This window comes from Plantibacter flavus, assembly GCF_051487245.1.
Lineage (GTDB): Bacteria > Actinomycetota > Actinomycetes > Actinomycetales > Microbacteriaceae > Plantibacter > Plantibacter flavus_B.
This window is the reverse complement of record NZ_JAHVDH010000004.1, coordinates 174,843-198,192: the sequence shown is the minus strand read 5'-3', so window position 1 is coordinate 198,192 and position 23,350 is coordinate 174,843. Positions and strand designations below refer to the sequence as shown.

The 23,350-nt window shown below is 69.0% G+C and carries 17 protein-coding genes; 8 read left to right on the top strand and 9 right to left on the bottom strand.

The window, feature by feature from the left end:
• Positions 1-75: 75 nt before the first annotated feature.
• The gene (locus tag KXS11_RS11240) at positions 76-2,916 is read right to left on the bottom strand and encodes a rhomboid family intramembrane serine protease (RefSeq protein ID WP_437385671.1); all 2,841 of its coding nucleotides are present in this window, start codon (positions 2,914-2,916) and stop codon (positions 76-78) included.
• A gap of 183 nt (positions 2,917-3,099) precedes the next feature.
• Between KXS11_RS11240 and KXS11_RS11235 the strand changes: the two genes are divergently transcribed.
• The 3 genes from KXS11_RS11235 (at position 3,100) to argG (ending at position 7,950) form a co-directional block, all read left to right on the top strand.
• The gene (locus KXS11_RS11235; protein ID WP_437385670.1) at positions 3,100-5,079 is read left to right on the top strand and encodes a M13 family metallopeptidase; all 1,980 of its coding nucleotides are present in this window, start codon (positions 3,100-3,102) and stop codon (positions 5,077-5,079) included.
• A gap of 177 nt (positions 5,080-5,256) precedes the next feature.
• A complete protein-coding gene (locus KXS11_RS11230) occupies positions 5,257-6,159 on the top strand; it encodes a hypothetical protein (RefSeq protein ID WP_437385669.1) in 903 nt (300 codons plus the stop codon).
• Between the two features lie 351 nt (positions 6,160-6,510).
• Positions 6,511-7,950, top strand: a complete 1,440-nt coding sequence (gene argG, locus KXS11_RS11225) for an argininosuccinate synthase (RefSeq protein WP_437385668.1) — start codon at positions 6,511-6,513, stop codon at positions 7,948-7,950.
• A gap of 103 nt (positions 7,951-8,053) precedes the next feature.
• Here argG and KXS11_RS11220 read toward each other — a convergent pair whose 3' ends face one another.
• Positions 8,054-8,761, bottom strand: a complete 708-nt coding sequence (locus KXS11_RS11220) for a GntR family transcriptional regulator (protein ID WP_437385667.1) — start codon at positions 8,759-8,761, stop codon at positions 8,054-8,056.
• A 123-nt stretch (positions 8,762-8,884) separates the two neighbouring features.
• Here KXS11_RS11220 and KXS11_RS11215 point away from each other — a divergent pair, with 123 nt between their 5' ends.
• Positions 8,885-9,922 carry a 3-oxoacyl-ACP synthase III family protein gene (locus KXS11_RS11215; protein WP_437385666.1) on the top strand — a complete coding sequence of 346 codons (1,038 nt, stop codon included), beginning with the start codon at positions 8,885-8,887 and terminating at the stop codon, positions 9,920-9,922.
• A gap of 20 nt (positions 9,923-9,942) precedes the next feature.
• Here the strand turns inward: KXS11_RS11215 and KXS11_RS11210 are convergent, their stop codons facing one another.
• The 6 genes from KXS11_RS11210 to KXS11_RS11185 form a co-directional block, all read right to left on the bottom strand.
• Positions 9,943-10,620, bottom strand: coding sequence for an SAM-dependent methyltransferase (locus tag KXS11_RS11210; RefSeq protein WP_437385665.1), 678 nt, complete (start codon positions 10,618-10,620; stop codon positions 9,943-9,945).
• 113 nt (positions 10,621-10,733) lie between these two features.
• Positions 10,734-12,284 carry a leucyl aminopeptidase gene (locus tag KXS11_RS11205; RefSeq protein ID WP_437385664.1) on the bottom strand — a complete coding sequence of 517 codons (1,551 nt, stop codon included), beginning with the start codon at positions 12,282-12,284 and terminating at the stop codon, positions 10,734-10,736.
• A 60-nt stretch (positions 12,285-12,344) separates the two neighbouring features.
• Positions 12,345-13,913 (bottom strand): SLC13 family permease, encoded by a 1,569-nt coding sequence (locus tag KXS11_RS11200; RefSeq protein ID WP_437385663.1) that lies wholly within the window; start codon positions 13,911-13,913, stop codon positions 12,345-12,347.
• An 11-nt stretch (positions 13,914-13,924) separates the two neighbouring features.
• Positions 13,925-15,601, bottom strand: a complete 1,677-nt coding sequence (locus KXS11_RS11195; protein ID WP_437385662.1) for an MFS transporter — start codon at positions 15,599-15,601, stop codon at positions 13,925-13,927.
• A 55-nt stretch (positions 15,602-15,656) separates the two neighbouring features.
• A complete protein-coding gene (locus KXS11_RS11190; protein WP_437385661.1) occupies positions 15,657-15,968 on the bottom strand; it encodes an SHOCT domain-containing protein in 312 nt (103 codons plus the stop codon).
• Positions 15,969-16,166: 198 nt separating this feature from the next.
• Positions 16,167-16,541, bottom strand: a complete 375-nt coding sequence (locus tag KXS11_RS11185) for an SHOCT domain-containing protein (protein WP_437385660.1) — start codon at positions 16,539-16,541, stop codon at positions 16,167-16,169.
• A gap of 282 nt (positions 16,542-16,823) precedes the next feature.
• Here KXS11_RS11185 and KXS11_RS11180 point away from each other — a divergent pair, with 282 nt between their 5' ends.
• The 3 genes from KXS11_RS11180 to cls all read left to right on the top strand — a co-directional run bounded on the left by KXS11_RS11180 (position 16,824) and on the right by cls (position 20,520).
• Positions 16,824-17,876, top strand: coding sequence for a helix-turn-helix domain-containing protein (locus KXS11_RS11180; RefSeq protein ID WP_437385659.1), 1,053 nt, complete (start codon positions 16,824-16,826; stop codon positions 17,874-17,876).
• Positions 17,877-17,986: 110 nt separating this feature from the next.
• Positions 17,987-19,060: an AI-2E family transporter gene (locus KXS11_RS11175; protein ID WP_437385658.1), complete on the top strand. Its 1,074-nt coding sequence runs from the start codon at positions 17,987-17,989 to the stop codon at positions 19,058-19,060.
• 5 nt (positions 19,061-19,065) lie between these two features.
• Positions 19,066-20,520 (top strand): cardiolipin synthase, encoded by a 1,455-nt coding sequence (cls, locus tag KXS11_RS11170; protein WP_437386017.1) that lies wholly within the window; start codon positions 19,066-19,068, stop codon positions 20,518-20,520.
• Positions 20,521-20,579: 59 nt separating this feature from the next.
• Here the strand turns inward: cls and KXS11_RS11165 are convergent, their stop codons facing one another.
• Positions 20,580-21,257 (bottom strand): GAP family protein, encoded by a 678-nt coding sequence (locus KXS11_RS11165; RefSeq protein ID WP_437385657.1) that lies wholly within the window; start codon positions 21,255-21,257, stop codon positions 20,580-20,582.
• A 197-nt stretch (positions 21,258-21,454) separates the two neighbouring features.
• Between KXS11_RS11165 and KXS11_RS11160 the strand changes: the two genes are divergently transcribed.
• The gene (locus tag KXS11_RS11160; RefSeq protein ID WP_437385656.1) at positions 21,455-22,846 is read left to right on the top strand and encodes a glycine--tRNA ligase; all 1,392 of its coding nucleotides are present in this window, start codon (positions 21,455-21,457) and stop codon (positions 22,844-22,846) included.
• The last annotated feature ends 504 nt before the right edge of the window (positions 22,847-23,350 follow it).

Genomic DNA, 23,350 nt, shown 5'->3' with positions numbered 1-23,350 from the left:
CGCTGCCAGTGCGCCGACGTCGCTGCCACCGTTCCTGCAGTCTCGCCCGACGGCTGGGAGGAGCGGTCCTGCCGCTCACCGCACGAGCAGGGACCCGCTGATGCCCGGGAGGTCGCGGAGGCGGATGCCGGTGAGGAACCCGGTGGTCGCCGCGTAGGCGACACGGGGCTGGTCGCCGTCCTCGCGGCACCAGAGGAACAGTGGCACAGGTCGTGCGCCCAAACGCTCGGCCACTGCGGCGATCTGCGCGAAGCCGAACAGCGGTTCGACGCGGTGCGCGATCCCGGCCATGGTGCGCACAGCGACACCGTCGGGTTCCGTGCCATCCTGTGACAGCCCCGAGGCTGCGAAGGAGATGAGCGACGCACCTTCGGCGCCGAAGTCCGCGCACGCTTCCACGATGGCGAGGTCGATGGCCTCAGACACGCGTTCGTCGATCGCAGTGTCCGACGGAACGGCTCGGCGGACGACGTCGAGCGCCCAGCCGCGCACAGTGCCTTCCGGCCCGGGGATCGCGAGCCAGGTGAGCGCGACGAGCACCGTCCCCGACTCGTCGGTGACGACGGACACCCGCACTCCGGGCAGGGCAGTGCCGGATGGTGCAACACTCGCCCCGATCGTCAGGCCGAGTTCGGGCACGCGTCGGTCAGATGCCCACACCGACGACAGCGCCCGGATCTGGCTCCGTAACTCCCATGGCACGTCGCTCGCCGAGTGCAGCGTGCCGACGAGACCGGCATCACGTGTGGTCGCGGTCGGTACGGCCGTCGACGGGTCGAGGACGAGGTCACGTGCGAGGGGCGACACCCGCCATCCCGCCGGAGCAGCCTCACGGTCGACCGCTGCGAACACGGCGGGTGTGAGGCCGACACGCTCTGCAGCCGCGGCGAACTCTGTCACGACGCGCTGCGTGGCACCGGCCGGGCCGATCGGTTCGCCGAGCGCGAGTGCGACCCCGGCGTGCTGCTGGTAAGCGACGGCGTGCGTGCCGTCAGCGGTCACGAACACGCGGTTCTCGGAACGGAGCGCCGACGCGGACAGCGGCCCGCCACCGTACTCGCGCAGAAGCTCGGCGGCTCGGGCGCGCGCCCGCCGCCCTCCCGGCCCGATCGCGCCGGGAAGCCGCCGTCGCGTCTGGTTGGCAGCCACCCGGAACGCGTGCCGCGAGAGCACCAGGACGACCGCCTGCGCGACCCAGAGCACGCTCGCGGAGATCCAGATCGTCGCCGTCGTGAGCGGCACCGCCGCCAGCCAGGCGAGCGCGACGAGGGCGAGCGTGATCAGGAGGTTCCCGACGGTCAGCACCATCGCCGCCCACCAGGCCCAGCGATGCCCACGGCGGAGCCAGTTCGAGATGACGAGGATCGCGACGGTGTCGAACGCGACGTCGAGCAGTGACCCCTGCGTCAGCGCGGTCGAGCCGAGTGGTCCGTTCAGCGGAACGAGGGTGACGAGGAGCTGCACGGCCCCGAGGATCAGGAGGCCCGACACCGCGAACAGTCTCCAGTCGCGCTCGGTGGGCCGCGGCGTGGAACGGTGCTCACCGACCCACAGGCGGGCGGCGATGACGAAGACGACGGTCGAGATGAAGTGTTCGAGATCGTCGATCTGCCCGACGTAGAGCAGGGCGATCGACACCCACGACAGCAGGAGCAGCCGCCACCGCAAGCGATACGGGGAACGCATGAACGCGGTCGCCGTCGCCACGCAGGCGAGGATGCCGCAGCTGGGACCGACGTCGAGTGTGGTCGCGAGCGACTGCGCCCACGGCCAGTCCAGTGGGGACAGCGCAGCGGCGATCGCGAGGGCGCCGAGGATGCCGATGAGATGCCCGGAGAGGAAGATCGCCGAGGCCCGCAACGTCCCGAAGCGGTACTCCACCCAGCCGCCGAACACCGCCGCCCCGACGATCGCGACGAGGTACGTGAGCGGATCGGCAGTGATGAACATGCCGGTCAGGATCGTCCACCAGCGCCCATCCTCGAGACTCGGGATGCCGTAGGCGAACCACGGGTACCAGGCTGCCTGGTCGATGGCGCGCCAGAGCCCTCCGGTGACGACGCCGAGCGCGACGAACACGGTGACGAACGCGCCGGTGGCCGGAGTGCGGCGGATCACCCAACGGGCCGGTGCCAGGACGGCCACGACGGCGGCACGCAGATCGGCTCGCGCGGGAGCCGGTGTGGTCGCGTCGGGAGCCGGGGCCTCGGCACCCGTCCCCTCGACTGCTCGGCCGCCGAGTGCGACGGCCCCGCCCGGCGACAAGAGCTCGTCGAGCTCCGCCTCCGTCATCGAGACGACCGCGCGCTCTGCCGCGGGTTGCGCCGCTCGCCGCCTGGCGCGATAGACGAGGACGACGGCGATCACGACGGCCGCCGCCCCGGCCAGGGCGAGCGCCGCCCACGAGAAGCGATGCAGGAATTCGGTCGCTGCGGAACCCAGCAGCGTCACGACCGTGACGACGAGCGTCGCCCACGCGATCCCGCCGGCGGCGTTCGCGACGAGGAAGTGCGGGTACGTCATGCGGAACATGCCGGCCAACGGCCCGGAGAAGATGCGCAGCACGGCGACGAAGCGCCCGAAGAACACCGCCCACGGACCCCACCGGTGCATGAGGTGCACGGCGGCACCCAGCCGTTTCGGGCCGACGTGCTTCGGGAACCGCCGGTTCAGCACCGACAGCAGGCGTCGGCCGTAACGCTTGCCGATCCAGTACCCGATGGAGTCGCCGAGGATCGCGCCACCCGCAGCGGCGGCCGCCACGAACACGGGGTTCACGCCGCTGGTCGCCGCGAGGAGCGTCGCTGCGATGAGGACCGTCTCACCCGGGAGCGGCACCCCGAGGCTCTCGACCGCCACGACGAGGAACACGACCAGCAGGAGCACACCGGGCGGGAAGTTCGCCAACCAGTCCACGCGAGCTCCTTCCGACCGGTGATGCAACGGTAGTCCCTCGGCTCCGCCCTTCCACAAGCTCAGGAACCGTTGCGGCGGGGTCGCGGGTCCCGCCCGCCTGTGAGCGGCGGTCGCCGCGCCCGTCGAAGGGCGCTCTGAGAGAACACCCGGCCCGTCGTCGGACCCGGTCGCTAGGCTGACCGCATGACTGACGCGCAGCTCGCCTCCGGCATCGACCTCACCGAACTCGACCCGGCCGTGCGGCCGCAGGACGACCTCTTCCGGCATGTGAACGGCAAGTGGATCGATCGCACCGAGATCCCCGACGACAAAGCCCGCTGGGGCTCGTTCCACCAGCTGGCGGAAGACGCGGAGAACGCCGTCCGCGAGATCATCGAAGAGTCGCAGACGACCCCCGACGGCGACGAAGGCGTGAAGATCGGCGCCCTGTACGCCAGCTTCATGGACGTCGAGCGGGCGAACGAACTCGGCGCAGCGCCGCTCGCCGACCAGCTCGCGCGCGTCGCAGCCGTCTCCTCCGTCGAGGAGTTCCTGCGTCTCTCCGGCGAGTTCGAAGCAGAGGGCGTCGGCGGCTTCCTCCAGCTCTTCGTCGACAACGACCCAGGCAACCCCGAGCGTTACCTCGTGTTCGCGGAGCAGGGCGGCATCACCCTGCCCGACGAGAGCTACTTCCGCGAAGACACCTTCGCCGAGATCCGCGACGCCTACCGTGCGCACATCCAGACCATGTTCGAACTCGCAGGCGTCGACGACCCGGCAGGCCGCGCCGACCGCGTCTTCGCCCTCGAGACCGCCATCGCCTCCAAGCACTGGGACAACGTCGCCACCCGCGACAGCGAGAAGACCTACAACCTCTACCGCTGGGACGATGCCGCGGCGCTCGCCGCGGGTGCCGACCTCGACGGCCCCGACCTCAGTGTCTGGCGCGACGCCGTCGGTGCGTCGGAGCACGTGTTCGCCGAGATCGTCGTGCGCGAGCCGAGCTTCCTCGAAGGACTCGGCGAGCTGCTCGTCCCCGCCCAGCTTGAGTCGTGGAAGGACTGGCTCGCCTGGAAGGTCGTGCACGGAGCCGCCCCGTACCTGTCCGAGGACTTCGGCCGCGCCAACTTCGACTTCTACGGGAAGACCCTCACCGGCACCCCGCAGCAGCGCGAGCGCTGGAAGCGCGGCGTCTCGCTCGTCGAGGGCATGCTCGGCGAAGCCGTCGGCCGCATCTACGTCGACCGCCACTTCCCGGCTGAGGCGAAGGGCGAGATGGACGTGCTCGTCGGCTTCCTGGTCGAGGCGTACCGTCAGAGCATCGAGCGGCTGGAGTGGATGAGCCCCGAGACCCGCACCCGCGCGCTCGAGAAGCTCGGCAAGTTCACCCCGAAGATCGGCTTCCCGGTGAAGTGGCGCGACTACTCGGCGCTCGAGCTGGAGTCCGACGACCTGCTCGGCAACGTCCGGCGCGCGAGCCGCTTCGAGATGGACCGCGAGCTCGGGAAGATCGGCAAGCCGCTCGACCGCGATGAGTGGTTCATGACGCCGCAGACGATCAACGCGTACTACAACCCCGGGTTCAACGAGATCGTGTTCCCGGCGGCGATCCTGCAGTACCCGTTCTTCGACGCCGGCCGCGACGCCGCCGCGAACTACGGCGCGATCGGCGCCGTCATCGGCCACGAGATCGGCCACGGCTTCGACGACCAGGGTTCGAAGTTCGACGGCGACGGCAAGCTCACCGACTGGTGGACCGAGGCCGACCGTGCGGCGTTCGAGGAGCGCACCGCGTCGCTCATCGAGCAGTACAACGCGCTTGCCCCCGCGCAGGTGCCCGATCACCACGTGAACGGTGCACTCACGATCGGGGAGAACATCGGCGACCTCGGCGGACTCGGCATCGCCTGGAAGGCGTATCTCCTGTCGCTCGACGGCCAGGAGCCGCCGGTCGTCGACGGCCTCACCGGCGCAGAGCGCTTCTTCCTCTCCTGGGCGCAGGCCTGGCAGCAGAAGGGCCGCGACGCCGAGGTGATCCGTCTGCTCTCGATCGACCCGCACTCGCCGAACGAGTTCCGCTGCAACCAGATCGTCCGCAACATCGACGCGTTCTACGAGACCTTCGGCGTCACCGAGAGCGATGCGGCCTGGCTCGCCCCGGAGGAGCGCGTCACCATCTGGTAGCCGCGAGACGCGCTGCTTGCACGAGAGCCGGGCGGAATCATGGATTCCATCCGGCTCTCGTGCGTCCGACGACTCGGATCGACGACCCCAGGACTGGGTGGTGCGTCGCTTCGCCCGTGGTGCCAGGCTGGCTGCCAGCAGCGGTGGCCCTGCTCGCCGCGGTCGAGAGGCGTGCTCATGCTCGGTCCTGAACGAAGCCCCACCCGTCCGCCGCTGGCACGCCCGCACCGGATCAGTCTCGCGGCCGGTGCCGGTGCGCTCCTCGCCATGTTGCTGAGCGCCTGCGGGACCGGTTCGGGCGGTGCGGCTGACCAGGCGACCGACCCGACGACCGCGCGAGTGACCCCCACCCCGACGGCACCGCTCATCACTGAGGTCGATTTCGGCGAGCTGGAGTGGACGTTCGCGTCGTTCCGTGCGGAACAGGCCGATGCCGTGCAGCTCGTCGGCGGGACCGCGACGGTGGGGCCGTATGTGTACACCGTGGGCGAACCGGTCTACTCGGATGCCGACGGTGATGGTGCCGATGACGCGATCGTGCCGATCCAGCGGGCGGACGGCAACGGTGTCGAGATCCTGCACTACGTGTGGCTGGCCGACGCCGACGTGCCGGTGCAGCTCGACTACCCGGTCGCGCGCGGCGCACGGTGTGGGGACGCCGTGACCGGGGTGACGGCGGTGGAGGGCGGATTCCGTGTCGTCGAGGCGCTCCGAACCGCCGCTGACGTCGACGTCCCGTGCTCGGAGCCGGGACCGACGGTCAGGGAGCGGGTCATCGGCGTCTTCATCGACGGCGCCGGTGTGGCCTGGCCGACGCAGCTGGCGCCCGTGGCGGCAGCCGGTGTCGCCTGGGTGGTCGATCCTGCCTGGCAGGACGAGGCGTCGCCGTCCGCGGTGGTGCTGCGATCGGCACCGGACGAGTCCGCTCCCGTGGTGGCCGAAGGTGACGCGGTGCCGGTCTTCAACGTGTTCATCCAGCCGGCCGCCGCCGTTCCTGGGTGGAACCCCGTCGGCTTCGTGGTGACGGATGAGGCGACCGGCGAGAAGACGCTTGCCTGCGGGTGGTATCGCCAGCCCTGACGACGTCGGCGGTCGACCCTGCCTGTCGCCCCCAGATGATGACCCCAGGACTGGGAGGTGTGCGACGTCGATGCACGCTGCCAGAATCATCGAAGAGTCGACGAATCCCCACCCGAGCTCCTGAGACACCCGAAGCGTAGACCCGAACACGCGCCCGAGTGGACCTGGTCCGATCCGTCCGGTTCACAGCAGCGTCGCCGCCGATGCCACCCGCGCTCGCCGTCCCCCCCGGCCGCGCCCCCTGGTGGCATCGGCGTCGCCGTGCCGCCCGTTCTTGGGGAGACGAATGCCCCCCTCGCCCAAGAGTGGGCGAGCGAACGCGCGCCGCCGCGAACTTGTAGAATCGCAGGCGTGTCTAAAGTCTTGAGCAGCCTCCCCGTCGGCGAGCGCGTCGGCATCGCCTTCTCCGGAGGTCTCGACACCTCCGTCGCCGTCGCCTGGATGCGCGAGAAGGGTGCCGTCCCGTGCACCTACACCGCCGACATCGGCCAGGCGGACGAGCCCAACATCGGTGCCGTCCCCGACCGTGCCAAGGAGTACGGCGCAGAGATCGCGCGTCTCGTCGATGCGAAGTCGGCGCTCGTCGAGGAGGGCCTCGTCGCCCTCCAGTGCGGTGCGTTCCACATCCGCAACGCCGGCAAGACGTACTTCAACACCACGCCGCTCGGTCGCGCCGTGACGGGCACCATGCTCGTCCGCGCCATGAAGGAGGACGGCGTCGACATCTGGGGCGACGGTTCCACCTACAAGGGCAACGACATCGAGCGCTTCTACCGCTATGGGCTGCTCGCCAACCCGCGCCTGCGCATCTACAAGCCGTGGCTCGACGTCGACTTCGTGAACGAGCTCGGTGGTCGCAAGGAGATGAGCGAATGGCTCGTCGCCCGCGACTTCCCCTACCGCGACTCCACGGAGAAGGCCTACAGCACCGACGCCAACATCTGGGGTGCCACCCACGAGGCGAAGCGTCTCGAGGAGCTCAACTCCGGTATCGAGATCGTCGAGCCGATCATGGGTGTGCCGTTCTGGCGTGAAGACGTCGCGATCGCGTCCGAGGTCGTCACCGTCACCTTCGAGGCCGGTCGTCCGGTCGCGCTCAACGGTGTCGAGCACGCCGACGCCGTCGCCCTGGTCCTCGAGGCCAACGCCATCGGTGGTCGCCACGGGCTCGGCATGAGCGACCAGATCGAGAACCGCATCATCGAGGCGAAGAGCCGCGGCATCTACGAGGCTCCCGGCATGGCCCTCCTCCACATCGCGTACGAGCGTCTGCTCAACGCGATCCACAACGAGGACACGGTCGCGAACTACCACAACGAGGGTCGCCGTCTCGGTCGCCTCATGTACGAGGGCCGTTGGCTCGACCCGCAGTCACTCATGCTGCGTGAGTCGATCCAGCGCTGGGTGGGTTCCGCCGTCTCCGGTGAGGTCACCATCCGTCTGCGCCGTGGCGACGACTACACGATCCTCGACACCGCGGGCCCGAGCCTCAGCTACCACCCCGACAAGCTCTCGATGGAGCGCGTCGGTGACGCAGCCTTCGGCCCCGACGACCGCATCGGGCAGCTCACCATGCGCAACCTCGACATCGCCGACTCGCGTTCGCGTCTCGAGCAGTACGCGGCAGCCGGCATCGTCGGTGGCGCGACGGGCGAGCTCGTCGGCAAGCTCGAGCAGGGTGAGGCGCAGGAGATCCTCGGCGGCGAACTCATCGACGCTGCGACGGACGCACTGGACCGCGCGACCGACCTGGCTTCGGAGGGCGCGGCGTTCGACGCCGGCACCGACTGACCACCGTCCGACGACGCAGGGAGAGCGGGTCCCGGGACATGGCGTTCCGTGGCCCGTTCTCCGTTTGCCGGGGAGACGGCTCGCTTTGCATGCGTCTCGCCGCTCAGGATGTGGAGGTGTTCGCCAATGCCTCGACGCGTTCGGGCTGGATCCCGGTCGCCGCTCCCGGTGTGGGCATCCGGAAGATCTTGGCGACCAACAGCCCTGCCTTGACGCCGTCGTTCTCGTATGTCGCCTCGACCAGGAGCTGCGAGCCGGTGGCGATCGCAGCCCAGTCGATCTCCAGATCGTCTCGGACCGCCGCAAGACGGTAGAGCAGTCCCATCGCGAGGTCGCGGACGCCGTCCAGCAGGATGTGGTTCGGGCAGAGTGCGAGCAGGAGATCGACGGAGGCCGCGGTGGTGCGCTCGAGCGCATCGCGATCTGTCGCTGTTGCCGCGTCTTCGATCGCGAGGAACGTGGTGACGAGCTCGTCTCGCTCTGAACCCGTGGTCGTCGGGATCGTCAGGCTCGCGACGCCGCCGAGGAGCGCGCCGAGCGAGTGCAGGATGGGTACCCGGTCCTCTGGACGAGGCACGAAGACTCGGGTGTACCGCTGCGGGGACATCTCGATGAGCCCGATGCGTTCGAGGTCGTTCAGGGCTTCTCGGATGGGGGTGCGAGAGAAGCCGAGCCAGCTCTGCAGTTCGTGGTCGCCGAGCGCCTCCCCGGGTTTCAGCACGCCGGCGTAGATCGCCTCGCGGATGAGATCCGCGGCCTCACGGCGGAGGGTCCGTCGACGCGGGCTGTGGTGAGGTTCTGGGATCGGCATGTCACGCTCCTGGTTTGATGCGGCGTAGCCCGCAGTTTGGCACGATTCGATAACAAATATGCATGATGCTCATCAGAACATATACTAGTGATCGCACCAACGTGGTCGTCGTGAGGGGAAAACATGCACGCTCGGATCCATACAGTGGCCGGAATCCGACCCGATCGCGAGGTGGGGAACGCCGAGGCGGGAGCGGCCGCGGGAGTCTCGGCCGAGTGGATCACGCAGCGAACGGGCATCACGAGTCGCTTCGTCTCCGACACAGACGTGACGACACTGGCGGTGGACGTGGCGCGCCGACTCCTCGACAGTGCGGAGGTCGACGCTCGCGACGTGGACCAGGTGATCGTCGTCACGGAGAGCAGCGTGCATCAGTCGCCGCCGGTCGCCCCGACCGTCGCCGCGGCGATCGGGGCGAGTCGAGCGGGCGGGTTCGACGTCGTCGCAGCCTGCGCCGGATTCGCGTATGCCCTGGGTCTGGCACGAGACCAGATCGTCGCGGGCACGTCCGGTTCGGTGCTCGTGGTCGCTGCGGAGCAGATGAGCATCTGGCTCGATCACACCGACGCCTCGACCGCACCCGTCTTCGGCGACGGCGCCGGAGCAGCGCTCGTGGTCGCCTCGCCGGTTCCCGGCCTCTGGCCGGCGGCGACGCTCGCAGACGGGACACGTCGAGGCCTGATCGGCATGCGTCCGGCCGGTTGGCGACGCGCGTTCGATGCGAACCCTCCTGTCTGGCCGGTCGTCTGCATGGAGGGTCCAGCGGTGTACCGGTGGGTCGTGGAGCACGGCCCCGGCCTGATCGCACACGCCCTCGAACGAGCGGGGAGCACTGCTGCCGACATCGAGGTGTTCGTGCCCCATCAGGCCAACCTTCGGATCACGGACGCGCTGGTGAGTCGTTCCGGTCTCGGCCACTCGATCATCGCCGACGACATCCGGACCTCGGGGAACACCTCGAGCGCATCGATCCCGCTCGCGCTCGCCCGCATGCTCGACGCCGGAATCGTCCGTCCTGGTCAGCTCGCGTTGAGCATGGGCTTCGGAGCCGGCATGACCGCGGCGGCTCAGGTGTTCCGCGTGCCTGACCGCTTCGGTTTCGCCGTTGCCGGCGACGGCTCGACCACGAACGAGCAGCAGGCTGGCGGCTCCAGCCGGTGATCGCCCTCAGCTGATCGCCGTCAGCGTCGACGGAGTTTGAGGACGCTGTCGTCCAGCTCGGCAGGCTCGCCGTCGGGTCCGATCGCGGCGCGCGCGATGACGCCGGACGTGAGGACATCCCATGCTGTCGGGTCGAGTTCGAGGGAGGCGTGGACCTCCTCCGGGGTGGGGAAGGTGGCATGACCGATGTGCTCGGCGGGCGCCCATGGTGGTGGACCACCGTGGCCGACGACGAGCAGGACGCCACCGGGAGCGACCGCTGCGGCGGTGCGCTGCAGCACGGTCTCGCGTGCGAACTCGACGGGGGAGTGCAGGAACGCCGACGTGACGAGGTCGTACGTGCCCTCCGGCTGCCAGTCGACGAGGTCGGCCTGGACCCACGTGATGCGCTCGGCGACGCCCGCCCGCTCGGCGATCGACGCCCCGAGTGCGAGAGCCGATGGTGAGATGTCGACGGCGGTGACCTGCCAACCCTGCTGCGCCAGCCAGATCGCGTCCGCGCCCTCACCGCTGCCGAGTTCAAGTGCGGTGCCGGGCGTCAGCCCGGTCACTTCGCGTTCGAGCGCGGCGTTCGGTCGGCCGCTCCACACCTGACCGCGACTGCTGTAGCGGTCTTCCCAGAAGGCCGCGGGGTCCGTGATCGCCCGCTCGTCGGTGATCGCCGGTTCATGGTGCGGGTGGCGATGTGCAGTGGTCATCTCGCGAGTGTGCACCATCCGGTCATTCGGGCGCCGATTTCTTGCTGGAACGGCAACCCCCTCGACACGCTCAGGGACCGGTGGCTCCCGGTCCCCGAACGTGTCGACGGGACTCAGCGAGCGGCCGTGAAGTTCTCCGCGAGGTCGATCAGGAGGCGCGTGCCGTAGCCCGTCGCGCCCTTGGGACGCCAGGACTCGTCGGCGTCGACGAGCATCGTGCCGGCGATGTCGAGATGCGCCCACGGGATGTCCCCGACGAAGTCCGCGAGGAACAGTGCGGCGATCGTCGATCCCGCGAAGCGGCCACCCATGTTGGAGATGTCTGCGACATCGGAGTCGAGCTGCTTGCGGTAGCTGCGCTCGAGGGGCAACTGCCAGAGTGGCTCGTCGGTCGCCTTCGACGAGGCGAGCGCCTGGTCGACGATGCCCTGTTCGTTGCCGTGCACGGCCGCGGTCTTCGTACCGAGCGCCATGAGCGCGGCGCCAGTGAGGGTCGCGATGTCGACGATGGCGTCAGGCTCCTCCTCGGCGGCGAGGCAGAGCGCGTCGGCGAGGACGAGCCGACCCTCGGCGTCGGTGTTCTTGACCTCGACAGTGGTGCCGTTCCGGAAGGTGAGCACATCGCCGAGCATGGTGGCCGATCCCGACGGCATGTTGTCGGTGCACATGAGGAACGCGGTGACGCTGCTCGTGCAGCCGAGCTCCTGCAGTGCGGTCATCGCCGCGAGCACGGCGCCGGCGCCGGCCATGTCCATCTTCATCGACGCGTGCATCGGGTCGGACGGCTTGAGCGAGATGCCGCCCGAGTCGTACATGATGCCCTTGCCCACGAGGGCGAGGTGTCCAGTCGCTTCGATCGGTGCGCCGCTGTCGTCCTTCGGCGTGTAGCGGAGCTGGATCATGCGCGGCTCCTCGACGCTGCCGGCGTTCACACCGAGCAGGCCTCCCGTGCCGAGCGCGATGAGGGCGTCCTTGTCGAAGACCTCCACGGCGAGACCGTGCGTCGCGCCGACCGCGAGCGCGACGTCGCCGAGGTCGCTCGCGGTGAGGTGGCTCGGTGGGGTGTTCGCGAGGTCGCGGGCCAGGTTCGCGGATCGGGCGAGGACCTCGCCACGGTGTGCGCCGGAGGCGGTCGCTGCGATGTCCTCAGCACCGGCGACGAGGTGGAGGGCTGCGAGGGGCGTGTGCTTCGCCTCGCGCTTCAGCTCGGTGTAGCGGTACCGGGCGAGCAGTGCGCCCTCGGTGATGACCTGACCGGCGGACGCCGGATCGACGTCGAAGGAGCGGGACACGTCGAGACCGATGCTCGCGAACGCGCCGGCAGCCCGCGCGAACGCTGCGGAGACGTCGCGGAGCACTGCGGCGGTCCGCTTCTCCGGCGCGCCGACGCCGACAGCGATGTAAGTGGGTGCGTCCTGGGCCGGGATGACGAGCGTCTGGCCGACCTCGCCGGTGAAACCGGCGCGTTTGAGCGCGGCGCGATCGAGGCCGAGAGCCGAGGGGACGTCGTCGGCATCCTCATCGACCACCGGTGCGACCGCGAGGCCGATCGCCTCGACGCCCTCGGGGAGTTCGATGGCGACGGCGAGCTCGACCGTCTCTGCGTCGAGCGACGGCGTGCGCGAGAACGTCGGCGGGATCAGTTTGTGTGGGCGGGATGGCATCTCAGCGTCCTTCGTCTCGGTTGTCGGTGGGTGGCTGGTGGTCCGGGCGTCGATGATCGATCAGAACGGCCAGATGAGTGGCACCAGGAGCGTGGCCACGGCGATGAACAGGAGCATGAGCGGTAGCCCGAGCTTCCAGTAGTCGCCGAAGCGGTAGCCTCCCGGCCCCATGACCATCGTATTCGCGGGCGTCGCGACCGGGGTGAGGAATGACGCCGCCGCTGCGACAGCGACGCCCATGAGCAGCGGGAGCGGGGAGATGCCCGATTCCGCGGCGATCGCGATGGCGATGGGGGCGACGATGAGCGCAGTCGCCATGTTGCTGATCAGCTGCCCGAGGACGACCGTGACGACGGTGATGCCGAGCAGCAGCAGATACGGGCTCGACGAGCCGAGCGCGGCGACAAGGCCGTTCGCGATGAGGTCGGCGGTGCCGCTCGATTGGATCGCCGTGGACAGGGGGATCATGCCGCCGACGAGGATGAGGGTCGTCCAGGAGATGGACCGGTGCGCCTGGCTGACGCTGATGACCCGCAGCAGCACCATCGCTGCGGCAGCCGTCAGTGCGGCGACGGCCGGCGGGACGATGCCCGTCGCGAGGAGGACGACCATGGCGGCGAGGATCACGATGGCGAAACCGGCTCGGGGCCCGAGCGGGACGGCCTGACGCCTGATCGTCTGCGGGGTGTCGATGACGGCGACGGCCGGGTCGACGGTGTTCGCATCGAGGGCTGCCCACGTGCCCTGCAACAGCATGACGTCTCCGGCCGCGAGCCGCACCCTGCCGAGGTCCTCGCCGCTGCGCTGGATGGCCACGATCACGAGGTCGCCGCTGGCGGTGACCATGCCGGGGAAGACCTCATCGCCGATGAACGGAGAGCGGGGGACCACGACGACCTCGGTGAGGCCCGAATCACGGGTGAGGAGACCGTCGGCGGAGTCGAGGGCGTACTGCTGGGCGAGCGTTGCGGCGTGGGCGCTCAGGTCGCGTGGTGCGTGCGTCGCTGCGCGCTTCGGAAGCAGCCGGTTGCCGAACAGGACGACGATGAGGATCGTGCCGACGACGAGTGGCACGCCGACCAGGCCGAACTCGAAGAAGCCGAAGGGCCGTCCACCGTCCTCCGGGGTGATGTCGGCTGCCAACTCCGAGACGAGGACGTTCACGGGTGTGCCGGTCAGGACGAGCAGCGATCCGGCATGGGCGCCGAAGGCGAGCGGCATGAGCATCTGCGACGGTGGCTGCTTGGTGCGCAGGCACAGCACGACGACCATCGGCACGAGAGCCGCGACTGCCCCGTTGACGCTGATGAGCGCCGTGACGACGGCCACGAGGACCATCACGAGCGTGATGAGCGTCTTCCGTCCGGTGCCGGCACGCTGCACGAGCTGCTGGCCGGCCCAGGTGGTCACGCCGGTGGCGTCGAGGCCCTCGCTGACGACGAAGAGCGCCGCGATGAACACGATGACCGGGTCGCCGAAGCCTGCCAGAGCTTCGGGGAAGGTGAGCACGCCGCTGAAGGCGAGCGCGAGAGCCACCCCGATGGCCACGATGCCCACTGGGAGACGGTTCCAGATGAAGGCCACGACAGCCAGGAGCAGGATGCCGAGGGTGATCCAGACCTGATCCACCGACGCCGCGCTCAGTCGCGGTCTGCTGCGGGCGATTCGCCGGCGGGGACGGGGACACTGGTCGCCGCGAGGTCCTCCGGCAGCTCACCGGGCAAGCGACCGGGCATACGACCGGCCGGGATGATCGCCAGCAGCGAGAGGGCGGCGAGACCGAGCAGCGAGAGTTGCAGCGCACGCAGGCGCGACTCCTCGTTGAGGGCGACCGCTGCCTCGACCTGCGCCGGCGTGGCGTCGGTCGTCGCGAGCACCTCGTCGAGCTGGTCGTTCGAGACGAAGTTGATGTTGCCGAGGTCGACCTGCGCGGTCAGCTGCTCGGTGAGCTCCTCGTTCTGTGCCACACCGGTCAGCACCATGGAACTCAGCAGTCCGACGGCGAAGACGCTCGCCACGGCGATTCCCACACTGCCGCTCAGGTTGTGCACGAGTCCGCGCCAGGCCCCGACATCCCCGGCGAGCCGCTTCGGCGCGGCCGACAGCAGCGTGTTGAAGACGAGGGCGACGATCGAGCCCTGACCGAGACCCAGCGTGATGAGGCCGACGACGACGAAGAACTGTTCCCACTCGTTGCGGATGGTGAACGCCAGGATGATGAGCCCGAGGGCGACGACGACGAAGCCGAAGCGGGCGATCTGGCGTGGCGTGAACCGCTTGTACAGGCTCGCGACGACCGTGCTGGCGACGAAGATCGACAACGTGTAGGGGATGATCGCGATCGACGTCTCGAAGCTCGACCGTCCCTGGACCACCTGGATGTACAGCGGGATGAGGAAGTTTGCTGCGGTGCCGACGAACAACATGGTCGCCATGCAGACCGTGACGGCACGTTCGGCGCCGGTGGCGAGCACGTCGAGGTCGAAGATGCGCGGCTGGCCTGAGGCCTTGCCCTTGCGCAGCCAGGAGAAGAACAGTTGGCCGCCAACGATGCCGAGGATGATGAGGACGGGCGCGGGCGAGAGGCCGAGCACCGAGAACGGTGCGCCCGGTTGAGCGAGCCACACTCCCCAGGAGCCGAGACCCGAGAAGCCGAAGCTCAGCAGGATGATCGTGGCTGCGGCGAGGAGGGCGCCGATCCAGTCGATGGTGAGCTCGGGGTGCGCTGGCACGACCTTCAGCTTGAAGCTCAGCAGCAGGTTGATGACTGCCAGCGCGGCGACGAGGGCGAAGGAGTAGCGCCAGCCGATCGTCGAGGCGAACGTGCCCGCGATGAGGAGTGCGAGGACGCCGGCCGCTGGGATGGCTGCGGCGAGGAATCCGATCGCCTGGCCCTGCTGCGCACCACGGAAGTTCGAGGCGATGAACACCGTCAGCGCCGGGGCGATGAGGGCGATGACCGCGCCGGACGCGGCCTGGGCGATGAACAGCATGGCGGGCGAGACGCTCAGGGCGACGAGCGCCATGGCTACGCCGTGCACGACGACCGCGATCTGGAACACGCGCCGCGTGCCGAACTTCGCGCCGATCTTCGCTCCCAGCAGGATGAACGCCGCCATCGCGAAGGTTCCAGCGGTGATCGCTGTGCCGACCGACGTGGCCGGCGTGTCGAGGTCGGTCGTGATGCCGCCCATGGACACGGTCAGGGCGTTCACGGCGAACGACGCTTGGATCTGGGTGAGGACCACGACGACGAGCGGCAGCCAGGACGCTCGCGTCTCGGTCTCCACCGCGGGTTCGGTCGCTGGTGCGTTCATGCGCTGCTGCTTTCTCGAGAAGCTGGTGCTGCGAGACGGTGCGGAACGACCGAGGTCAGCCGATCGCCTGGGCCTTCAAGGTCGCGAACTCCGCATCGGTGAGGACACCGGAGGCGTGGAGAGCGCCGAGGCGTTCGAGCTGCTCGATCGTGCTGAGACTGACGCCGGTGGTGGCTGGTACAGCGGCCACGGGGGCGGCTGCGACCGGGGCGACAGCTGGTGCGGCAGCGGCCTGCGCGGCCTGTTCGCGGGCCGCGGCCTTGCCGTGGACGGCATTGCTCGTCGCCGCGGCCGTGCCGGTGATCACCGCGGTCCGCGCTGCGGTCTGGAGGAGGCTGCCGCGTGCTCTGCGTCGTCCGAATGCCATGATGCTGCTCTTCTCTCGTGATCGTGCGTGGTGCGTGTGGTGGCGCCTACGGGGAACGCTAGACCTCGGGTGCTGGAGCGCGCCAGAGGCGAATCGACCGAAGTGTGCGTGCGCTGACGCCCCCCCCCGACCGCGCGTCGGGGAGCGCGGTCGGCAGGCGGGCTCACCGCGGTACGCGACCGCGGCTGTCGGGGAGGGTCAGGCCAGCGCTTTGGTCTTCAGCGCCTGGAACTCGGCCTCGGTGATCGTGCCTGCATCGCGAAGTGCTGCGGCGTCGGCGATCTCGGTCGCCGGGCTGCGTCCGGCGAGGTCTCGGACGTACTCCTGCGCGGCGTGCTGGTGCTGCTGGGCGTCGGCGAGCTGGCGCTCCGCCATGCCCTTGCCGTTCGCGATGAGATAGACGAGCGCGGTGAGGAAGGGGACGAAGACGAGGAAGACGACCCAGATCGCCTTCCACCAACCGCTGTGGCCGTGGTCGCGGAAGAGGTCGCGGACGATCGACAGCAGCACGCTCAGGTAGGCGACGAAGGCGAAGGAGATGATGATGAGCCAGAGGACGTCGAAGAAGTTCACGGGAGGCCTTTCGAGGCGAAGCGCCGCTGCCCGGGCTGCGGCGGAGAGAGGGGCGCTCGGGTGCGTGCGCTCCTGTGCAGAGAGTAGGACGGTGCTCGGGAGCCCTCCGAGTCGGTGGCACGGGATTGCTGCGGCAGTGGCGCGGTTTCACGGTGCGCATCGCCCGCGATCGGGGTGCATCGGTGGGCTTCGATCCTGTGTAACGTGAGCGCACGGGCCCAAATCCGACAGGTGCTCGTTTTCTGGGCCCACCGACGGTGGACGACGTTGAAAGGGGCGTACGTGTGGAAGCCCATCGCCACCACCGATCTGCGTCAGCTGATCCTGCGCACCACCGGCGTCACAGCGACTGACGCGCAGCTCGGTCGGCTCAGCCCGGGATTCTGGACCCGGAAGGGACGACCGTTCCGTTTCGCCGCGCGGACGGCGCGCCTGGGACGCTCACTCGTCATGATGTCGAGCCAGTCGGGCCTGCGGATCAGAGGGCGCGAAGCGCATTCCTCAGGCACCGTCCACCTCGGATTCCTCCTCGAGGGCGTCTGCGACTTCGGTCCGTCGTCGGGCGGCGGTGGCTCGATCGGGCGCGGCCAGGCGTACGTCGTGCACGACTGGACCTCGTACAACCTCACGGCGCTCGAATCGACGCGCGGCCTGAGCATCAGGGTGCCGGAGGCGCGGCTCAGGGAACGGGGTGTGGACCTGTCCGCCCACCGCTACCGTGCGGACGTCCGGCTGTCACTCGCGACACCGCTCCGCGACTTCGGCATGGCGATCGCCGATGCGGCATGGGCGCCCGACCCAGCGACGGCGATCGTCGCGGAGCGTGTCGTCGAAGACCTCGTGATCGGCCTCTTCCAGGAGGCTTCCGGTCGCGCCATGGACAGCGACGAACTCCGACTGGGCCTCAGACGGCGGGCCCTCACGCACATCCAGGAGCGCCACCGCGACACCGCCCTGTCGCCACAGACCGTCGCGCTCGCGTTGGGTGTCTCGTTGCGCAGCCTCCAACGCGCCTTCCAGGGGAGCGACTCGACGATCTCGGGAACCATCGCGGACCGCCGGTCCGAGACGGCGTCGATGCTGCTGTCCGCGACAGGCGCTTCGGCGATGATGATCGACGAGCTCGCGAGACGGAGCGGATTCTCCTCGGCATTCGAGCTGCGGGCGGCGTTCCGCGCCCGTCACGGCATGCTGCCCGGCGAGTATCGTGCGGCGGTCCGGGCGGGCACCTTCCTCGCGACCGCGGACGCCGCGCCGACCAGCGGCGCCACGGCGGGGGCCACCGACACGGGCGCCGCCATCGCCGGCCCGCCCGCGCCAGAGAGCTCCTCGTAGCGAGCCCGGCGGGCGCTCCGTTTTCCAGTACTGTGGCGGCAGCGCGCGGACCCCGCCGCTCCAGCAGGCGTCCGCCTGGTGAGACGGGCACCCGACGAGAGGCGATCAGCATGAGCGAGACCGGCGAACCGCGTCGACCGTCACTGCTTGCCCGAGGCCCGTTCCAGTTCGGCTTCGTCACCACCCTCGGGGTGCTGCTCGCGCTGCTCCTGGGCGCTGCGATCGCTTCGCTGAGCACCGCGCTCACCCTCATCTTCCTGGCACTTTTCATCTCCCTCGGCATGTACCCGAGCGTGCTCTGGCTCGAACGTCGCGGGCTGTCCCGCGTTGGCGCCGTCCTCACGGTGCTCGGCGTCTTCCTCGCCATCGCCGCGCTGCTCATCGGTCTCGTCGTCCCCATCGTCATCGCCCAGCTGCGCGAACTGATCGACTCCGTGCCGGCGGGTCTCGCCCGAATCGAGCACCAGGAATGGTTCACGGAGGTCGACGCGACCTTCGGCGGAGCGCTCACGAACGCCGTGACCTGGCTGCGAGGTGCCATCGTCGACCCGAGCGTCTGGCTCGCCGTCGGCGGCGGCGCGCTGCGTGTCGGAGCCGGATTCCTGAACGCCACGTTCGGCACCGTCTTCGTCGTCGTCCTGACGATGTACTTCGTCGCCGGTCTCGAATCGATGAAGACGGCGGCGTATGCGCTCGTACCCGCATCGAAGCGGACCTCGTTCATCGAGCTGTCGGAGACGATCACGCAGTCGGTCGGAAAGTACCTCGGCGGCATGGTGACGTTGGCGGCGTGCAACGCCGTGTTCACCTTCGTGCTGTTGAGCGTCTGCGGGGTCCGCTCAGCCGCCGTCCTCGCCGCGATCGCGTTCCCGATCACCCTCATCCCCCTCGTCGGGAGCGTCGTCAACACCGTCGTCATCTCGACGGTGGCACTGTTCACCTCGCCGACAACCGGCCTCGTCGTGCTCATCGTCATGCTGGTGTACGTGCAGATCGAGTCCTATGTGCTGACACCGCGCATCGTCGGCAAAGCGATCAGCATCCCCGGTTCCCTCGTGCTCATCGGTGCGCTCGTCGGCGGCACCCTCCTCGGTCTCCTCGGCGCACTGATCGCGTGCCCGGTGAGCGCCTCGATCCTCCTCATCATCAAGAAGGTCATCGTCCCGAAGCAGGAACTCGCGTGACCGCCCTGGAGACGACGGAGACGGTCGCGCTACTCCTCATCGGCGCGCACATCGTCCTCGGCTTCGTCGCGACGGTGCTCGTGGCTGCCAATCGGTGCCCGTCCGCGGCCATCGCCTGGGTGCTCACGATCGTCTTCATCCCCTTCGTCGGCGCCCTCGCCTACTTCCTCGTCGGTCGCGACCGCCTCCCGGCCGCGAGAGTCCGACAACAGCACGAGGTCAACGCGGCGATGCTCGCCCGCACCGACGGCCCCTGGCTCCTCAGCCACTCCGAGGAGTGGCCGGCGTGGCTGCACACGACGGTGCGCCTCAACACGACCCTCGGTGCGCTGCCCATGGTGGGCGGCAACCGTGCCTCGCTCATCGCCGACTACCGCGAGTCGTTCGACCGCATGATCGAGGTGATCGACAGCGCGACCACGACCGTTCACGTGGAGTTCTACATCCTCGTGCTCGACGACTCCACGAGGCCGTTCTTCGACGCGCTCGCCCGCGCTTGCGCCCGCGGGGTGGTCGTGCGGGTGCTCTTCGACCACGTCGCGAGCTTCCTGTCGCCGAATCGCGCCCAGACCGCCGAGGCGCTGCGGGCCATGGGCGCGTCCGCTGAGGCGATGCTCCCGCTCCGCCCGTTCCGCGGACAGTGGCAGCGGCCGGACCTGCGCAATCACCGCAAGATCGTGGTCGTGGACGGGCGCATCGGTTTCACCGGATCGCAGAACCTCATCGACGAGAGCTACCTGAAGCCCGCGAACATCGCGCGTGGTCTCCGTTGGCTCGAACTGATGGTCGAGCTCGAAGGTCCCGTCGTCCGGGAGCTCGACGCCGTGTTCATCACCGACTGGTACGCCGAGACCGGGGTGCTCCTGCCGCTCGACACGTCCGCAGTGCTGCCGGGATCCGACCCGGAGCTGCTCGACGCCCAGGTGCTGCCGAGCGGCCCGAGTTTCGATGCCGACAACAACCTCAAACTGTTCACCGCCCTCATCCACAAGGCCGACCGGCGCGTGAGCATCGCCAGCCCGTACTTCGTGCCCGACGAATCGCTGCTGCTCGCCATGACGACCGCGGCGGCCAGGGGGCTCCAGGTCGAACTGTTCGTCTCCGAACTGGGAGACCAGAAGCTCGTGCACCACGCGCAGCGCTCCTACTACGAGTCCCTGCTCCGTGCGGGCGTCGCCATCTACCAGTACCGGCCGCCGGTCGTCCTCCATGCGAAGCACTTCACGATCGACGACGACGTCGCGGTCATCGGCTCGAGCAACATGGACATCCGCTCCTTCAGCCTCAACATGGAAGCCTCGGTGCTGGTGCACGGCGCAGCGTTCGTCACACGGATGCGTGCCGTCGAGGACGACTACAAGGCGGCGAGCACCAGGCTGCACCTCGACGACTGGCAGCGCCGGCCGCTCTCGGCGAAGGTACTCGACAACCTCGCGCGCCTGACGTCGTCGCTGCAGTAGTCCTCCCGTCCCGGCCGATCCTGGGCCCGCACGCAGACAGGCTTGAGCCGGTGGATCGTTCAGAAGCTCGCGATGCCGTTCCCCAGCAGGATGACGCCGAAGATCACGAGCAGGAGGCCCATGACGGCCGTGTGGTTGCCGAGCAGCCACACTTCGAGCCGACGGAGCGGGGCGTCGAGCTGAGCGGCGAAGAAGGCATGGCCGACGACGGGCACGACGATCGTCGCCGAGGCGATGAGGGCGAAGACCACGATCGACCAGACGACCTCACCCGGCGCGAGCCCGCCGGTTCCGATCGAGAGGGAGGCAGCGGCCGTGATGGCGAGGTTCTTCGGGTTCGCACCCGCGAGCAGCAACGCCATGGTGAAGCTGCGGCCGGCGGTGGCGGACGTCAGGGTCGACATCCAGCCGGGCAGTTCGGGTTCGCCGTCCGCGTCGAGCTTCGGTCCGCCACGCAGCTTGCGGACGGCGAGCACGAGGAGCAGTGCGCCGAGTGCGAGTCGCAGCACGCCGGTCAGCGGGTTCGGGACGTCGGGGTCCGAGGGCTCGACCGTCTTCGCCAATGCCGTGAACACGATCGCGACCACGGTCGTGGCGAGGACCCATCCCGCGAGGAACGCCGGGCCGCTCGCCCGCGCCCGCTCGGACAGCAGGACGAGGATGATGGCGATCACCGGGAACGGGCTGAGCGCCACGGCGAGGCCGAGCGGAAGAAGGCTTCCGATGACGTCGAGCATGTGCTGAGCGTAGCGCTCGCGATCCTGAGGCGGCAGTCCCGTCGCTCCGAGCGCCGATGGACGAGGACGCGGTCCAGGCACACGACTGGGGCTGTCAGGCGCGCGCCCATAGGATTGAGTGGTTCCGGGAGCGGGCGCCAGCCAGGCGTCAGCACGGAAGGTACCGCCGCACGGCAAAGCGGCATGGAGAGGCCCACATGGCAGAGCAGTCCCGACTCGATTCCGTCGTCACCCTGGCGCAGCACCGGGGGTTCGTCTTCCCGTCCGGTGACATCTACGGCGGAACCCGGTCGGCGTGGGACTACGGGCCCCTCGGCGTGGAGTTGAAGGAGAACATCAAGAAGCAGTGGTGGAACGCGTTCGTGCGCGGCCGCGGCGACATGGTGGGCCTCGACTCCGCCGTCATCCTGCCCACCGCCGTCTGGGAGGCGTCCGGTCACGTCAAGGTCTTCAGCGACCCGCTGACCGAATCGCTCATCACCCACAAGCGGTACCGCGCCGACCACCTGTTCGAGGCGTACGAGGCCGAGCACGGCCACCCGCCGGAGAACGGTCTCGCGGACATCCCCGACCCGGAGCACCCGTCGAAGATCGGCCAGTGGACCGAGATCCGTCAGATGTCAGGCCTGTTGAAGACGTTCCTCGGGGTCGTCGACGACGAGTCGGGCCTGCACTACCTCCGTCCGGAGACCGCGCAGGGCATCTTCACGAACTTCGCGAACGTGCTGCAGACGGCGCGGAAGAAGCCGCCGTTCGGCATCGGCCAGATCGGCAAGGCGTTCCGCAACGAGATCACGCCCGGGAACTTCATCTTCCGTACGCGCGAGTTCGAGCAGATGGAGATCGAATTCTTCGTCGAGCCCGGCACGGACGACGAGTGGCAGCAGACCTGGATGGACCTCTGCTGGGCGTGGTTCATCGACCTCGGTATGACGCCCGACAACATCCGTTGGTTCGAGCACCCGCAGGAGAAGCTCGCGCACTACTCGAAGCGCACGGTCGACATCGAGTACAAGTTCGGTTTCGCCGGCAGCGAGTGGGGCGAGCTCATGGGCGTCGCGAACCGCACCGACTACGACCTCAAGGTGCACGCCGAGAGCTCCACGAAGGACCTCTCCTACTTCGACCAGGCGAAGAACGAACGCTACATCCCGTACGTCATCGAGCCGTCCTTCGGCCTGACGCGTGCGCTCATGGCGTTCCTCGTCGACGCCTACGAGGAGCAGGAGCTGCCGCCGAACGCGAAGGGCAAGGTCGAGAAGCGCACGGTGCTGCACCTCGACCCGCGTCTCGCGCCCGTGAAGGTCGCCGTCCTGCCGCTGTCCCGCAACGAGGCGCTGTCGCCGCTCGCCCGGCAGATCGGTGACGAGCTGCGCGGGTCGTGGAACATCGACTTCGACGACTCGGGCGCCATCGGGCGTCGGTACCGTCGCCAGGACGAGATCGGCACGCCGTTCTGCGTCACCGTCGACTTCGACTCGCTCGAGGACAACGCGGTGACCGTGCGTGACCGCGACAGCATGCAGCAGGAGCGCGTCGCGATCGACGAGCTCTACGCGTACCTCGCCACCCGCCTCAAGGGCGCGTAGGTCCTCTGCTCTCCACCTCGACAAGCTCGGTGACCGGTTTCCGGTCCCGAGCTTGTCTCGTTCGTCCTCCGTCCCCGTCGTTTCGCGCGCAACTCCTGCTGATCCCTCGATTCGGCCCTGAGTTGCTTCGATCTGTGGTCCGGACCGGGCTGCTGCAGGAGTTGTGCGGGGTGCGCGGTGCGCGGTGCGGGGTGCGCGGTGCGCGGCCGCGGTGCCTGGTCGCCGAGTGTGCTGCGTGCACAACTCCTGCTCCTGGTTGCGAGGCGGGCCCAGACCGTCGGTTCCGGGGGTGAAGTCCGGCTGCTGCAGGAGTTGTGCGCGGAACCGCCGCATCGGTCGAAGCCGGTTCGCAACTCCTGCTCGATGGCGCGTCGTCGGCCCTATTCGGCTGTTGAGGCGGCACGGATCCGCAGATCGCAGGAGTTGTGTACCGGGTGCGGCGGTGACGGGCAGGGACGGGACGGGGCGCGGCGGTGCAGAGACGGGGCGGTGACGGGCAGGGAC